Raw genomic sequence first — 14488 nt, 5'->3', positions numbered from 1 at the left:
ATAATAGTAGCAGTTTAGAAGGATGGAATTGGCAAGTTAAATTGTGAGGCATTTTCATTACCTTCGCAATATGATATTGCAGGCAAGTCAAATCTATAAGTCGTTCGGGCAGCTGCCAATTTTACGGGGTGTTGATCTTTCCGTCGAACGGGGGGAGATTGTATCTATTGTGGGCGCTTCTGGTGCAGGGAAGAGTACGTTGTTACACATTATAGGTACTCTTGATCGACCGGATAGAGGAAGTCTTGTTATTAATGGAGTGAGCATTGGTGACTTGAGTGAAAATAAAATGAGTTTATTCCGAAATGAACATATAGGTTTTGTTTTCCAATTTCATCACTTACTGCCCGAGTTTACGGCATTGGAGAATGTTTGTATTCCTGCATTTATCAACGGTACGAGTAGAAAACAAGTGGAAATAAGGGCTATGGAGCTGTTAGAGCGGCTTGGGGTTGCTCATCGGGCGCAGCATAAACCCAATCAAATGTCAGGGGGGGAACAACAAAGGATCTCAGTTGCTAGGGCTTTGATTAATAGTCCTTCCTTATTGCTTGCAGATGAACCTTCTGGAAATTTGGATTCGGAAAATGCGGCATCTTTACATAAGTTATTTTTCGATCTACGCGATTCTTTGAACCAAACATTTATTATTGTTACACACAACGAAGAGCTCGCCGGGATTTCGGATAGAACCATTCACATGCGGGATGGACAAATAAGTTGATGGCCATAGATATGGAAAAAATATTAATTACTTTTGGTACTCAGCCATTTGCCCAGCGGATAGGTAAAATCCTGGCTTCTCGTTTTATATGCCACTACGCTACTTCAGAACCCTTTCCGGATCTACTTTTAAAGCAAAATTATACGAAGATTCCTACGGGGGCCAATCCTACCTTTGCACATGAAATGTTAAAACTTTGTCTCGATAACGATTATCGGTGGCTTCTTCCTTTGGGAAAATCAGAACTCCAACCGTTATTGGAATCTCGTGTCTTACTCGAAGAATATGGAATCGCATTACTTCTGCCGGAAACGTTGGACAATTGCCTCGTTTTACAAAATCCAGTAAAAGAAATGGATGTTCGTGTTGTTTTTGAAGGTAACGATATCTTGGATGGTACGAAGAAAGCTGGACATTATTTTTCTGGCGTTGCCGTTTTTTCCAATGAGGGGGATGAACCAGCACTTTGTCTCATATAATTCTGTTATATTATAAACTAACGTTTCATGGATAACTCGAAGTCGGTATATGTATTTGAAATAGATGATGTGCTTTATCCTAAGCGGGATTATTTATTGCAAGTCTATTATTTATTCTCAAACTTTGTGGAATACAGTGAGGCTAGGCCACTTGCGGCGTCTATATTGGACTATATGAAGTTGGTTTTTGAAGATATGGGAGAAGACGCTGTGTTGGAGAAGACATTAGATCATTTTGGGCTTGACAGCGTATATGGGGAGAATTATGAACGATTAAAAGCGAATGCGAATCTTCCTCTAAAGTTATTTTTGAAGCCCAATATGAAAAAATATTTGCTTGCGTTATTTGATGGAGGGAAAAATGTGGGGATTTTAACATCTGGGAATCCCGTAGAACAGCTAAATAAGTTAAAGCATATGGATTGGGAAGAGCTAACTTCCCATTTAACTTCTTTAAAGGTTTTCTTTATAGAGGAGCTTAAATTTAGAAATATCGATCCAATTGATTATATTGTAGAGGAATATGGGGTTTCTAAGGACGATATTTCGGTCATACGCGACGAATTAAGTTGAGAACTATCTTTATAAAACAATATTTACGATTTCTTCGCGTAAGATTTTCTTTTTCGATTTCCATCTTAGAAACACCAGTGCACCTTTTTGAAAAACTAAAGTAACACTGATGGTGTTGATCTTTTTCTGATAGATGACATATGAAGAGAAAACCTGCAACAATAAAGGAAATTGCAAAAAAGCTTAAGATTTCCCCGTCGACAGTTTCTCGTGCACTTAAAGATCATCCAAGTATTGGTTTGGTGACAACAATGCGCGTGAAAAAAGTAGCGGAAGAACTTCATTACGAGCCAAATCAAGCTGCCATTTTTTTTAAACAACAACGAACATTTACAATTGGTGTTGTTCTGTCTAATATCTCTGAACCTTTTTTTTCGACGGCGTTAAGTGAAATTGAAAACGTAGCTTCAAAGCAAGGCTATACTGTTCTTATCGGGCAGTCGCTTGATGATCCTGATAGGGAATTAAAAATTATACAGACGTTTAAAAGACATCGTGTAGATGGTATTTTAATGTCTCTTGGGAAAAATACACAAGATCTTCATTTTTTGGATATGTTAAAGGAGTCGGAAATTCCAATTGTGTTCTTTGATTGTGTGCCCAATGTACAACATGTCAATAAAGTGTATAGTAATCTTTCTTCTGGAATGAAAGAGGCTATTCAAGCATTCGCCTCTATTGGACATCAAAATATAGCGCTGATCAACGGTCCTAAAAATCTTCTGGCCTCACATGAAAGAGAGGTTGCTTATAAGCTGTCTCTAGAAGCTGAAAGGATCCCTTTGAATGAAAAATATATGGTTCATACCAATCTAACAGAATCTGGAAATATCGAGGCTATGGAAAAGCTTTTGGCATTACCTACACGTCCCTCAGCAATCGTCTCCTTCAATGATTTCGTAACCTTGGATCTTATGAAATATATAAGACAAAGAGGGCTTGTCCAAAAAAGAGATGTTTTTTTTATTAGCTATGCAAATTACCCCCTCTGGAAATATATGGAGAATCCGCCTATGGGAAGTATTGAGCAGTATCCGGATTTACAAGGTAAATGTGCTGCTGAAATATTATTCAAAAATATAGCTACGGAAGCAGATATTGCCGCGGAGGAAATAAGTTTTGATTCGAAATTAATCCTTAGATAGCCTCACAACAGAAGTAGAGGAATGAAAAAAGAGAGGCGTAAATCTAATTTACGCTTCTCTTTTTTATTTATGATACATTTTATAAATGTATAACTTCTCCATAAGCATCAGCCGCTGCTTCCATTATCGCCTCACTCATCGTCGGGTGAGGATGAATAGCTTTAATCATTTCGTGGCCTGTTGTCTCTAATTTTCTAGCTACTACAATTTCTGCAATCATTTCCGTAACGTTTGCACCGATCATATGTGCACCTAGTAGTTCTCCATATTTAGCGTCGAAAACGAGTTTTACGAAACCATCTTTTGCTCCTGCAGCAGAAGCCTTACCAGATGCAGAAAAAGGGAACTTACCAACTTTTACTTCGTATCCAGCATCTTTAGCCGCTTTTTCTGTGTAGCCTACTGAGGCAATCTCAGGGGAACAGTAGGTACAACCTGGGATGTTGTTATAGTCAATTGCTTCTACATGTAAACCTTTTATTTTTTCAACACAGGTGATACCTTCAGCAGATGCAACATGTGCTAAAGCTTGTCCTTTTACGATATCGCCAATAGCATAAACACCTTCAACATTGGTTTTGTAAAAATCGTCTACTAGTACACGTCCCTTATCTGTTTTTATACCCGTTTCTTCTAGGCCTAGGTTTTCAATATTTGGCGCAATACCTACTGCAGAAAGTACAACTTCAGCCTCAATGGTTTCCACGCCTTTAGCAGTTTTTATTGAAACTTTGCTCAAATCTCCAGAAGTATCTACAGATTGAACTTCTGATTTTGTAAGAATATTGATACCCGCCTTTTTCAGAGATTTCTCCAATTGTTTTGATACCTCTTCGTCTTCTACAGGGACAATTCTGTCCATAAATTCAACGATGGTAACCTGAGTGCCAATTGCATTATAGAAATAGGCAAATTCAACACCAATAGCTCCGGAGCCTACTACGACTAGTGATTTTGGTTGTTTAGGAAGGTTCATCGCTTGACGGTAACCAATGATTTTTTTGCCGTCTTGTGGAAGATTAGGTAATTCTCTTGAACGAGCCCCTGTTGCTAAGATGGTATGCTTAGCTGTATATTCTTTTGTTGACCCGTCTGCAGATTTAACTTCAATTTTACCACCTTTTTTTACTTTGGCAGTTCCCATAATCACATCGATCTTATTCTTTTTCATTAAGAATTGGATCCCTTTGCTCATTCCATCTGCAACTCCACGGCTTCTTTTTACAATAGCAGAGAAATCGGCTTCTCCACCTTGAACTTTAATTCCATATTCTTCGGCATGATTCAAATACTCAAATACCTGAGCACTTTTCAACAAGGCTTTGGTCGGGATACACCCCCAATTTAAGCAGATTCCACCTAATGCTTCGCGCTCGATGATCGCTGTTTTGAAGCCTAATTGGGATGCACGGATAGCAGCTACATATCCTCCAGGACCACTACCGATTACTACGATGTCGTAATTCATATGTGTGTTATTTTTTAACGTCATATATAATATCACATGGGGTTCTTTTCAGCCTCACGGAATATTATTTAAAAATATTAGTAGTTAAGACTTTGTTCTTATTCAGAACTCTCAAAAATACATAATTTTTCGGGTATCAAGTAATCGTTTTTTAGGTTTATTGATGACAAGAGTTGATGACAGATAGTTGCTATGTCAAGAAAGGGTAAATAGATTATTAAAATACACGAGTTCATGTTTTTGCATGTATGTTTGCGGAAACATTTTCTATTCTAATTATGTTACGAATTTTCCAACAAATCGCTCTTTGGGAAGCAGTGTCTACTATTATTCTATTTTTTATCGCTATGCCGTTAAAATATTTGGCTGGTATTAAAGAGGCTGTATCAGTAGCAGGCTCTATACATGGCTTTTTGGTTGTACTTTTTGTGGCTCTTTTATTGTTATGCTGGAATACATACAAATGGCCATTAAGTCGCGTGTTAACGTATTTGGTGCTATCACTGATTCCTGTCGTTTCTTTTTGGGTAGAACGGGATTTAAAAAAGCAAATAGCTTCTAAAAGATAGAAGCTATTTAGTCGTTTTTTCTATGCCGCTATAAGCATAGGTAATTTCTGATTTGTTATGTGGGCTAGGATTACCCTCCGGGTCTAAGTTGACAAAGACCAATTTATCTATGGATAAAATCACTTTTCGAGTTATTTTATTACGAACGACACAGCGCATGGTCAGAGAGGTTCGTCCGAAACTTACAGCTTCAATCCCCATTTCAATAATATCGCCTTGTTTTGCTGAGCTTACAAAGTTAATCTCTGAAATATATTTGGTGACTACATGCGGGTTTCCGAGCTGTACAATCGCATAAATGACAGCCTCTTCATCAATCCAACGAAGCAAGGTTCCTCCGAAAAGAGACCCATTAGGATTTAAATCTTCGGGTTTAACCCATTTTCGTGTATAGAAGTTCATCTTCTTTTTTATTTCCTGTTAAAAGTGCTGCTCTAGGCATTATGCGATAGGGCAGCACTTTCTTATGCTTTTTTAGGCGTGAATAGCTCTATTGGCTGTTGCCGCCAAAGCAGCTTCTTTGAGAGCCTCAGTGAATGTTGGATGTGCATGACATATTCTTCCAATATCTTCTGCCGATGCTCGGTACTCCATTGCTACTACAGCTTCAGCAATCATATCAGCAGCTCTTGGGCCAATGATATGAACACCCAATACCTCGTCGGTTTCAGCGTTAGCTAGTACTTTAACAAAACCATCTGTATCTCCTGATGCTTTTGCACGTCCAGATGCTTTAAATGAAAAAGACCCCGATTTGTATTTAACACCAGCTTCTTTTAACTGCTCTTCAGTTTTTCCTACCGAAGCTACCTCAGGCCACGTATACACAACACCAGGGATAAGATTGTAATCGATATGTGGTTTTTGAGCAACCAGACGCTCAGCGACATAAATACCTTCGTCTTCAGCTTTATGGGCAAGCATAGCTCCTCTTACAACATCACCGATAGCATATACACCTTCTACTGCGGTTTCAAGATGTTCGTTGACAGGAATCTTATTACCTCTTTCCTCTGCCTTGATACCAATATTTTCTAGTCCAAGTCCTTCGGTATATGCCGTTCTTCCAACAGCTACAATACAATAGTCTCCTTCAATTTGGATATTCTGTCCTTTGGCATCTTCTGCTGTAACTGTGACTGTTTTACCTTTCGTAGTCGCACCAGTAACCTTATGTCCAAGGAAAAACTCCATGCCAAGGTTCTTTTTTAGGACACGTTGTAATTCTTTCCCTAGACCTCCATCCATTGTGCCAATAATTGATTTAGCAAATTCAACGACAGAAACTTTAGCTCCTAGACGTGCATATACAGAACCTAGTTCAAGTCCAATTACTCCGCCACCTATGACAATAAGATGTTTTGGAACTTCTTGCAGATTTAAAGCCTCTGTAGAAGTTATAATGCGTTTTTTGTCGACCGGTAAAAAAGGAAGCGAAGTAGGTTTTGAGCCTGTTGCTATAATTACGTTCTTCGTTTTTAACTCTTCTGAACTTCCGTCTTTCTTTGTTACTTTGATTGTGTTTTTGTCTATAAAAGAGCCTACGCCTTCAAAGGAATCTATTTTATTCTTTTTGAACAAAAATGTAATGCCTGCCGTATTTTGGGCAATGACCTCATTTTTGCGTTCAATCATTTTTTTGACATCAATCTTTAGATTGCTTAGGCTAATGCCATGTGCGTCGAAGTTATGTGCCGCATTGTGAAAATGCTCTGATGTATCTAATAAAGCTTTGGAAGGAATACAGCCAACATTTAGACATGTACCTCCAAAAGTACTGTATTTTTCTACTACAGCTGTCTTTAGTCCAAGCTGAGCACAGCGGATAGCAGCTACATATCCACCAGGACCACTTCCTATAACGATTACGTCGTATTGCATAAAAATTATTAAATAGTTTTCGGCCTCAAAGTTAATTAATTAAATAAACTTAATCGTATTTAAGTTGTAAAAAACAAGTGTAATGAAAAGCGGAGGGCGAAGAGAAATAAGCCATTTTCATGCACGAGAACACTCGGATAAAAATGCTGTTTTGGAGATCTTTAATTTGCTCCTTTGGTAGGAGAGAATTCTAAGTAATCTTTTTGTCCATCTGAAAAAATAAAAAGCACTTATTCTACGTGAAGTGCTTTTTATTTTTTTGTATTCAAAAGTTTATTCTGCTACAATTTTTCCTTGCATGACACCATAGTGACCCGGGAAGCTACAGATAAATGTGTACACTCCTTTTTCAAGGGTGAAAGATATCTTATCTTCCTCACCAGGGCCTAACAATTTCGTGTGTGCAGCGATTGACGAAAGTGATGTTTTAGGGATGTAGTCTGAATCGGCAGCTCCTGTTGCCTCACCTGCGAAAGTTGCGATATCAACACCAGGCTTCAAAACAATAAGGTTATGTCCCATTGACTCTTTCGGAAGTGTTCCTACATTTTTTAGGGTCAACTCAACAGGTTCACCAGCTTTAACACGTAATAACTCTTTGTCAAATTTCATTTGATCATTAGACTCTACTGAAATTGTATTTGACAATTCTACATTTTCGATTCCAGGAACGGTCTCCGTTGCTGTTGGTTCAGATGTAGCGGTTTCTTCAGTGCTTGCAGAAGTGCTCTTATTTTCTGATCCCCCACAGGCAGCTAGTGATAAAGCGATAACAATCGCAGGAAAAACAAATAATCTTTTCATTTTACAAATTAAATATGTGTGCTTTCAACAAATTTAACAATATTTTTTAGAATCAAGATATCGCAGTTTTTTTACTAATAAGCTTACTTATCTTTTGATGAAGATCAACAGGATCAAAAGGTTTTCCGATTACACTGTCAGCTCCAGCCTCATAGGCTGCTGCCTGTTCATGCTCTAATACTGAGGCTGATATGGTGATAATAGGGATGTAAGCTTTCTTTGGATTGGCATGTTTTTTTATCTCCTTGATTGCTTCAAATCCAGACATGATGGGCATATGCGTATCCATCATAATTAAGTCATAATCTTGCTGATTAACATTCTCAACCGCTTGTCGACCATTTTTTACGATGTCTACATGGCATCCCCATGATTCTAACATGTGGGCCAGCATGAAACTGTTGAGATCATTGTCTTCTGCAATAAGTATCGTTAAGTTGTCAAATTTTTCTAAAGTTGAAAATACCTTTTTGTCGATTTTTTCCTCAGGAGGCAATTCTTCCGTTTGTTCAAAGGTTGCCTGAAAACTGAATGCAGAACCATCGCCATACGTGCTTTTTGCTTCCACTTTGCCGTTTAGTAAATCTGCGAGACGTTTTACAATGGCAAGGCCTAAACCTGTTCCGCCAAATTTCTTTGTTATCCCGTCATCACCCTGTTCAAAGGCCAAGAAGATTTTTTCTATAGCTTCTGGTTTAATGCCTATACCTGTATCAATCACTGTGAACTGCGCAGTCACCGCATGAAGAGTTTTTTCCAGTACAGCTACTTTTAATGTTATATTACCACTTTCAGTAAATTTAAGACTGTTTGATATAAAATTGTTGATGATTTGCTGTATCCTCAACGGATCACTTTTGATATATTCTGGGAGTAATGGGTCAATATCTACATCGAAATCTAATTGCTTATCGAGCGCCTTGACCTTAAAGATATTTTTGATATCCGCCAGTTTCTTTCTGATAGAGAAGCTTTCTATTTCAATTTTCATCATGCCTGAATCAATTTTGGAAATATCCAGAATGTCATTAATGATTAGCAATAAGGAATTTGAAGCAGTGTCGAGTCTATTTATCCAATCCTTTTGTTCGTCATTGAGCTCGGAGCTGCGTAACATGTGGATAATTCCTACGATGCCATTGATCGGAGTTCGTATTTCGTGACTCATATTTGCGAGAAAACTCTCTTTTGATTTTCTAGCCTCTTCTGCCTCTTCTTTTGCAAGAATGAGTTGCTTTCTGGATTCCTCCAAAGCGATATTTTTTTGCTTTATTTCTTCCTGTATATGAATTTGTTTGATGAAAGAAATCACCTTTGCTACTGTGATTTCAGGATTTAAAGGCTTGTAAAGATAATCCACCGCGCCACTTTTCAATCCCTGCAATAAATACTTATCTTCTTTTGATATTGCAGTCACCATGATTGCCATAATATGGTTCGTCTTGGGATTAGATTTTAAAAGAGAGACAAATTCAAATCCATTAATACCTGGCATTTGGACGTCGACTAGGGCAATGGCAATATCATTTTTCCAACAGATTTTTAAAGCTTCATTTGGATCTGTTGAACTGATAATATTGATGTGTTGAATATCTGCTAACAGGGCTGATAGGCTGATGATATTTTCTTCCTTGTCATCTAAAATCAGGAGATTTACACTTTTCATAGACTTTCTATTTTAAATTCCTGAAGTAGGAAATAATCTGTTGATCACTAAATATATCCGTATAATGACTAGAACGTATTGCATGTTCAGGCATTGTTGTTATTAAGGCATCCTCGGGCGATTGAACATAAGTTTTGCCGCCCATTTCTTGGATGCGTCTAAAGCCATCGGTTCCATCTTTGTTTGCTCCAGAAAGAAGAAAAGCGATGCATTTTTTACAGTATACTTCTGCTGAAGTCTCAAATAAGACATCAATGGAAGGTCTAGAAAACTGAACGGGTTCTGAAACATCCAAAGAAAACGTACTATCTGGTTCTATAAGTAAATGATAGCCAGGAATCGCAAAATAGATCATATTGCTACAGATTTGCATTTTGTCTTTTGCCGGTACAATAGCTCTTTTTAATTTGAGAGACAAGGTTTCTTCTATTTTTGTTGTAAACTTTGGGTTTCGATGGATGACGACCACGATGGCAGGAGAAAATTGGAGAGGCAAGGATTCTATGATATCTACGATTAAATTGTAGGATCCAGCGCTTCCACCTATGACGACCAACTCCTTTGCCTTTTCCATTATTTAATTTTTTGGTATATGTTAAACTCCTTGTTTACGACTTTAAAGTTAACCATGATATCTCGGCTTAGTAGTGTTTCTTTTGGCCCTAAACACAGAAAACCAAATTCTGATAGGGAATCGTAAAACAATTGTAATACACGATTCTGAAGTTCCATGTCGAAGTATATCAAGACATTCCTACAAGAAATAAATTGAAATTCATTAAACACCGAGTCAGAGACTAAATTATGTTGAGAGAATAGTATGTTTCTCCGTATATCGCTATTGAAAATCGCGGCTTCGTACATTGCTGTGTAGTAGTCAGAAAGGCTTCCAGTTCCTTCTGTTCCATTGTAGTTTTCGCTGTACTGCTTTATTTTTTTAATAGGATATATACCTTTTTTTGCAGTTTCTAAAACATGTATGTTGATGTCGGTACCATATATAAAGCTTCGGGGATATAGATCGGTTTCCTGAAGCAAAATAGCTAGGGAATATACTTCCTCGCCTGTTGAACAGCCAGCACTCCAGAATTTTAGAGCAGGATACGTTTCCAAATAGGGGAGAACTTCATGTCTAAGCGTAGCATAATATTTAGGGTCTCGAAACATTTCTGTCACGTTGACTGTAATTTCATTCATTAAGTACATTTGAAAGTTACCCATATTTGTGACGGCATTTTTCAAATCTACAAAGTCCATACGCTCCAAATCCATTACTCGTTGTATTCTACGTTTCAAAGATGATTTACTGTAGCCTGATAAATCAAAATCGGATACGTTTCTTAACAAAGTAACGACTTCTTGAAGTTCTTGAAAACTGATATGAGATATACTTAACTTAGCCATACGCGCATCAATGAGACTAGTTTGTCAATATCTATCGGTTTACTAATGTAGTCACTTGCACCAATCTGGATGGATTTCTCTCGATCGCCTTTCATCGCTTTTGCCGTAACGGCAATAATCGGTAAGTTAGCGTTCTCCTTTTGTTGACGGATTTTTTCAATAGCTTCGTATCCATCCATTTCAGGCATCATGATATCCATAAGCACAATATCTATTTTTCCCGGATTTTTTATTACGATATCAACTGCTTCGATGCCATTATTGGCAATTTCGATTTCCATATTGTATTCCTGAAGTGTTGTCGTTAAGGCAAACACATTCCTCATGTCGTCATCCGCAATAAGCACCCTTTTCCCTTGTAAGCTGTCTGATAGCTGACTGACTTGGTCTAATTTTCCCATGTTTTTTAGGGGTGAATAGTCCTCCGAGCTGATTTTGTTAAGGAACAATTTAACTTCATCAATAAGTCTGTTGTTGCTTTTCCCAGATTTGAGAACCATTGCTTTGGTGTGTTTTCTGATATGTGTGATCTGCTCTTGAGAAAGATCGTATGCCGTATTTATAATCATTGGAGTATCCACATAATTAGGCATTGCTTTAATTTCATCTAAGAGATCTAGACCATTCGCGTCTGGGAGTTTGATATCTAAAATGACGCAGTCTATGTTTTCTTCCTCATCTAATTTGTTTAATGCGGTTTTTGCTGAAAAAGCTTGTATAACGTTAATATTTTGTTCTGCAAAAGCTGATTTGATGATTTCACTCTGAAATTCTTGATCTTCAACAAGTAAAACTTTCTTAATTCCCTTGTTAATATTCAGGTGGATATTATCAAATACTTTCTTCAAGGAATCTTCAGATACGGGCTTGGGTAAAAAGCCAATAGCACCACGCTCTATAAATTCTCGCTGGTTGAAATTCGCAGCAGACATCATGTGTATAGGAATGTGTCTTGTTTCGGGATTCGCTTTTAACGTTTTTAAAACCTCCCATCCATCTGATACAGGAAGCATAACGTCTAATATGATAGCATGAGGATTAAATTGCTTTGCTTTTTGAATTCCGTCCGCTCCGTCGTGTGCTATCATCACATGAAAGCCATAAATTTGTGCGAAATCTTTCAAAATATCAGCAAAATTAATATCGTCTTCTATTATTAGAAGGTTCTTTGATGTTGCGGTAGCAGTAATGTCAGCTGAAACCGTTTCTTGCGAAAGGGACAAATTTTCTAGCTCTAATTTTGTGTCGTTTGGCGTAATAACTGGGACTTGTATATTTTTCGCTGTTAATTTTTGATCTTCGAAAGGAGCTTTATAAGGAATGATGAGCGTAAATGTGCTGCCAATTCCCATTTTACTATCTAGGCTTATGCGACCGCCTAACAACGAGGCGATTTCTCGGCTTATCGATAAGCCAAGTCCTGTACCACCGTATTTTCTACTAGTCGACCCATCTTCTTGTCTGAAAGCCTCGAAAATGAGTTGCTGTTTTTCTTCGGAGATTCCCTTTCCATCATCTTTAACTGTAATACGTATATTATCTTTATCTGCTTGGAAAGATAGTTCAACTGTGCCGTTTTTCTCCGTGAATTTAAATGCATTAGATAGGAAGTTTTTTAATACTTGCTCTAGTCGATATTCATCACTGATAAATTCCTTAGGTGTGTTGGAATCAATTTTTATGGCATAATTTATTCCTTTTTCTTGAGCTGTAGCTTGAAAAAGGTTTTCTAGGTTGTTTATAAAATCTTTTGTGCGAATGGATTCATAATTGAGTTCAACCTTTCCTGATTCAATTTTAGCTAAATCTAAAAGTTCGTTGATCAACTGTAATAAATCACTGCCGGCACTATGGATCACCGATGCATATTTAACTTGTTCTGCATTCAGATTTTTGATCTTATTGTCTTGTAGTAACTTGGCTAAAATCAATATACTGTTCAACGGAGTACGTAACTCATGACTCATATTGGCCATAAACTCCGATTTATATTTACTTGCTAACTCGACCTCCTGAATTTTTTCTTCTACGACCTTTTGTGTTTCATTAAGCTCAACGTTGCGGATTTCCAATTGTTTTGCCTTTTCCTCTAATTCAACATTTGTCTGTTGCAATTCTTCTTGTTGGACACGCAATTCTTCTTCAGAAGCTTCAAGTAAATTTGTTTTGTAGATTAATTCCTCGTTCGTGATACGCAGCTCTTCCTGTTGTGCTTCCAGCTCTTCGGTTTGTTGCTGCGTTTCTTCCAAAAGATTCTCAACAAGTGTATGGCTCTGTCCAAATTTAATAGCGGTAGCAATGATACGTGAAACTCGTTCCAGGTACTTTAATGTACTGGATAATGTTTCGTCTGTATATCTTCCACCAATTTCTAGTATCCCAATAGCATGCTGTTCATAGACGAGAGGTGTTAGTATGATTGTGTTGATCTGATTCGATTGTGCAAGAGTCGAGGAACTAAGTACACTCTCTACATCTGTGTGTATTATTTTTGTTTTTTTTGTTTCGGTTACATGTCCCAAGAGACCTTCTCCTTCTGCGAAGCTTTTTAAAAGTTTGTGTGTTTTGTCAACGCCTATTTGTTGTTTCAAAATGTATTCGTAGGAGTCCATCCGCCGGATGTAAATAGCCCCTGCTAAAAAATCTATCGATTTCAATATTGATTCGAATGAGGTTTTAGCAATTATATTTTCATTATCTATTCCGCTAATGGCTTCGTTAAGTCTACTTGATTCGGTCAGAACCCAGTTTGATTCTTCAATATTTTTCTGCGCTTTCTGGATCTCTTTATTAAGTTCATGTGTTTCTTTGGAACGGCGACTGAGTTCTTTTACAATTTTTAGCACACGGTTAAAAATGAAAAAGATGAATAATAGCGGAAGCCCGATTAGAAAATAAGCGGTTTGTTTTGAGGAGGAAATAGAGTCATGAAAATCTTGGGACATCTTTTGACGCTCCTTAAGCAGCAAATTCCTTATGGACAAAATCATTTTGTTGACCTCCGCTTGGTCCTGCAATGAAATTTCTTTAAAGTCGGCTATTTCTTGGTTTGCCTCTTCTTGTAACATTTTTAGATTTAGCGCTTCTCCTGCATATCCTTCAAGTTGTCGAACCTCAGAACCAATAGTTGAGTTGGGCTGAAATCCTTCTTTTAAGTTGATAAAAGATCGCGTTAAATCTTTTCGCAAAGATGTTATTTCTTGTAAATCAAGATTGTTTTTTTTGAGTTGAAAACGTGTTTTCGCTTGTATAGCGTTAAATAACTCTTGGTCTATCTCGTTCAGCGAATTGGTTTTTTGTTGAATATGATCATTAGCGACTTTCACGCGATCCACTTTAGTACCGATGGTACTAAAGAAGTAAACTGCGGTTCCAATAATAATCAAGTAGGCTAGGAATATCCCTATAAATAATTCCCATTTTAGAATTGCTTCTTTTTTTAGTTTCATAGAGCCGACAGATATTATATATAAGGAATTATGAATGTATTAACTCCTTATTTCGTATGCACATTTGTGTATGTTGAATGTTAATCACGGTGCTAAATATCGCAAATTTCTACTGATTTTGACTCCGTATACGACAAAATCAGAAACTTTCGCAATATTCTTATTTTAAGCTCCATAATTATGTAGTCAATTAATCGATAAACTGTTTTTCTCAGGTAGAGTATACGTACCTGCAAATTTAATTATTAATTGTGGAATAATGTAGTATTGTATGAAATCGGTAAAAACGTATTGCCTCAAAGGCTTAATAAAGGCATTTGTCGCTG

At 37.3% G+C, this 14488-nt stretch carries 13 protein-coding genes; 5 read left to right on the top strand and 8 right to left on the bottom strand.

The window, feature by feature from the left end:
* The first annotated feature begins 70 nt into the window (after positions 1-70).
* From ACSZOX_RS15135 to ACSZOX_RS15120, 4 genes are all read left to right on the top strand, one after another.
* Positions 71-724 carry an ABC transporter ATP-binding protein gene (locus tag ACSZOX_RS15135; protein ID WP_437920903.1) on the top strand — a complete coding sequence of 218 codons (654 nt, stop codon included), beginning with the start codon at positions 71-73 and terminating at the stop codon, positions 722-724.
* 11 nt (positions 725-735) lie between these two features.
* A complete protein-coding gene (locus ACSZOX_RS15130; protein ID WP_437920902.1) occupies positions 736-1203 on the top strand; it encodes a hypothetical protein in 468 nt (155 codons plus the stop codon).
* A gap of 27 nt (positions 1204-1230) precedes the next feature.
* Positions 1231-1776, top strand: coding sequence for an HAD family hydrolase (locus ACSZOX_RS15125; RefSeq protein ID WP_437920901.1), 546 nt, complete (start codon positions 1231-1233; stop codon positions 1774-1776).
* A 140-nt stretch (positions 1777-1916) separates the two neighbouring features.
* Entirely contained in the window at positions 1917-2921 is a 1005-nt protein-coding gene (locus ACSZOX_RS15120; protein WP_437920899.1) for a LacI family DNA-binding transcriptional regulator, read from the top strand.
* 79 nt (positions 2922-3000) lie between these two features.
* On the opposite strand, the gene lpdA (ACSZOX_RS15115) is transcribed toward ACSZOX_RS15120, so the two are convergent.
* Entirely contained in the window at positions 3001-4389 is a 1389-nt protein-coding gene (gene lpdA, locus ACSZOX_RS15115) for a dihydrolipoyl dehydrogenase (protein WP_437920898.1), read from the bottom strand.
* Between the two features lie 278 nt (positions 4390-4667).
* Here lpdA (ACSZOX_RS15115) and ACSZOX_RS15110 point away from each other — a divergent pair, with 278 nt between their 5' ends.
* On the top strand, positions 4668-4958 hold the full coding sequence (locus ACSZOX_RS15110) for a DUF3817 domain-containing protein (protein ID WP_437920897.1): 291 nt from the start codon (positions 4668-4670) through the stop codon (positions 4956-4958).
* 3 nt (positions 4959-4961) lie between these two features.
* On the opposite strand, the gene ACSZOX_RS15105 is transcribed toward ACSZOX_RS15110, so the two are convergent.
* From ACSZOX_RS15105 to ACSZOX_RS15075, 7 genes are all read right to left on the bottom strand, one after another.
* Entirely contained in the window at positions 4962-5360 is a 399-nt protein-coding gene (locus ACSZOX_RS15105; protein WP_437920896.1) for an acyl-CoA thioesterase, read from the bottom strand.
* 72 nt (positions 5361-5432) lie between these two features.
* Positions 5433-6839 carry a dihydrolipoyl dehydrogenase gene (gene lpdA, locus ACSZOX_RS15100; RefSeq protein ID WP_437920895.1) on the bottom strand — a complete coding sequence of 469 codons (1407 nt, stop codon included), beginning with the start codon at positions 6837-6839 and terminating at the stop codon, positions 5433-5435.
* Between the two features lie 273 nt (positions 6840-7112).
* A complete protein-coding gene (locus tag ACSZOX_RS15095) occupies positions 7113-7643 on the bottom strand; it encodes a plastocyanin/azurin family copper-binding protein (protein WP_437920894.1) in 531 nt (176 codons plus the stop codon).
* Between the two features lie 52 nt (positions 7644-7695).
* Positions 7696-9309 carry a response regulator gene (locus ACSZOX_RS15090; RefSeq protein WP_437920893.1) on the bottom strand — a complete coding sequence of 538 codons (1614 nt, stop codon included), beginning with the start codon at positions 9307-9309 and terminating at the stop codon, positions 7696-7698.
* Between the two features lie 7 nt (positions 9310-9316).
* Positions 9317-9883, bottom strand: coding sequence for a chemotaxis protein CheB (locus tag ACSZOX_RS15085; RefSeq protein ID WP_437920892.1), 567 nt, complete (start codon positions 9881-9883; stop codon positions 9317-9319).
* The gene (locus tag ACSZOX_RS15080) at positions 9883-10713 is read right to left on the bottom strand and encodes a CheR family methyltransferase (protein ID WP_437920891.1); all 831 of its coding nucleotides are present in this window, start codon (positions 10711-10713) and stop codon (positions 9883-9885) included. Before ACSZOX_RS15080 ends, ACSZOX_RS15085 begins: the two co-directional genes overlap by 1 nt.
* The gene (locus ACSZOX_RS15075; protein ID WP_437920890.1) at positions 10701-14162 is read right to left on the bottom strand and encodes a response regulator; all 3462 of its coding nucleotides are present in this window, start codon (positions 14160-14162) and stop codon (positions 10701-10703) included. The genes ACSZOX_RS15080 and ACSZOX_RS15075 overlap by 13 nt, the downstream gene beginning before the upstream one ends.
* Between the last annotated feature and the right edge of the window lie 326 nt (positions 14163-14488).

The organism is Sphingobacterium sp. LRF_L2 (assembly GCF_965644235.1).
Lineage (GTDB): Bacteria > Bacteroidota > Bacteroidia > Sphingobacteriales > Sphingobacteriaceae > Sphingobacterium.
The sequence above is the reverse complement of the archived record's forward strand: the minus strand, read 5'-3'. Positions and strand labels throughout refer to the sequence as shown.

Coding starts and splice junctions, on each gene's coding strand:
- ACSZOX_RS15135 (WP_437920903.1), top strand. CDS start 71: ATGATATTGCAGGCAAGTCAAATCTATAAGTCGTTCGGGCAGCTGCCA.
- ACSZOX_RS15130 (WP_437920902.1), top strand. CDS start 736: ATGGAAAAAATATTAATTACTTTTGGTACTCAGCCATTTGCCCAGCGG.
- ACSZOX_RS15125 (WP_437920901.1), top strand. CDS start 1,231: ATGGATAACTCGAAGTCGGTATATGTATTTGAAATAGATGATGTGCTT.
- ACSZOX_RS15120 (WP_437920899.1), top strand. CDS start 1,917: ATGAAGAGAAAACCTGCAACAATAAAGGAAATTGCAAAAAAGCTTAAG.
- lpdA (WP_437920898.1), bottom strand. CDS start 4,389: ATGAATTACGACATCGTAGTAATCGGTAGTGGTCCTGGAGGATATGTA.
- ACSZOX_RS15110 (WP_437920897.1), top strand. CDS start 4,668: ATGTTACGAATTTTCCAACAAATCGCTCTTTGGGAAGCAGTGTCTACT.
- ACSZOX_RS15105 (WP_437920896.1), bottom strand. CDS start 5,360: ATGAACTTCTATACACGAAAATGGGTTAAACCCGAAGATTTAAATCCT.
- lpdA (WP_437920895.1), bottom strand. CDS start 6,839: ATGCAATACGACGTAATCGTTATAGGAAGTGGTCCTGGTGGATATGTA.
- ACSZOX_RS15095 (WP_437920894.1), bottom strand. CDS start 7,643: ATGAAAAGATTATTTGTTTTTCCTGCGATTGTTATCGCTTTATCACTA.
- ACSZOX_RS15090 (WP_437920893.1), bottom strand. CDS start 9,309: ATGAAAAGTGTAAATCTCCTGATTTTAGATGACAAGGAAGAAAATATC.
- ACSZOX_RS15085 (WP_437920892.1), bottom strand. CDS start 9,883: ATGGAAAAGGCAAAGGAGTTGGTCGTCATAGGTGGAAGCGCTGGATCC.
- ACSZOX_RS15080 (WP_437920891.1), bottom strand. CDS start 10,713: ATGGCTAAGTTAAGTATATCTCATATCAGTTTTCAAGAACTTCAAGAA.
- ACSZOX_RS15075 (WP_437920890.1), bottom strand. CDS start 14,162: ATGAAACTAAAAAAAGAAGCAATTCTAAAATGGGAATTATTTATAGGG.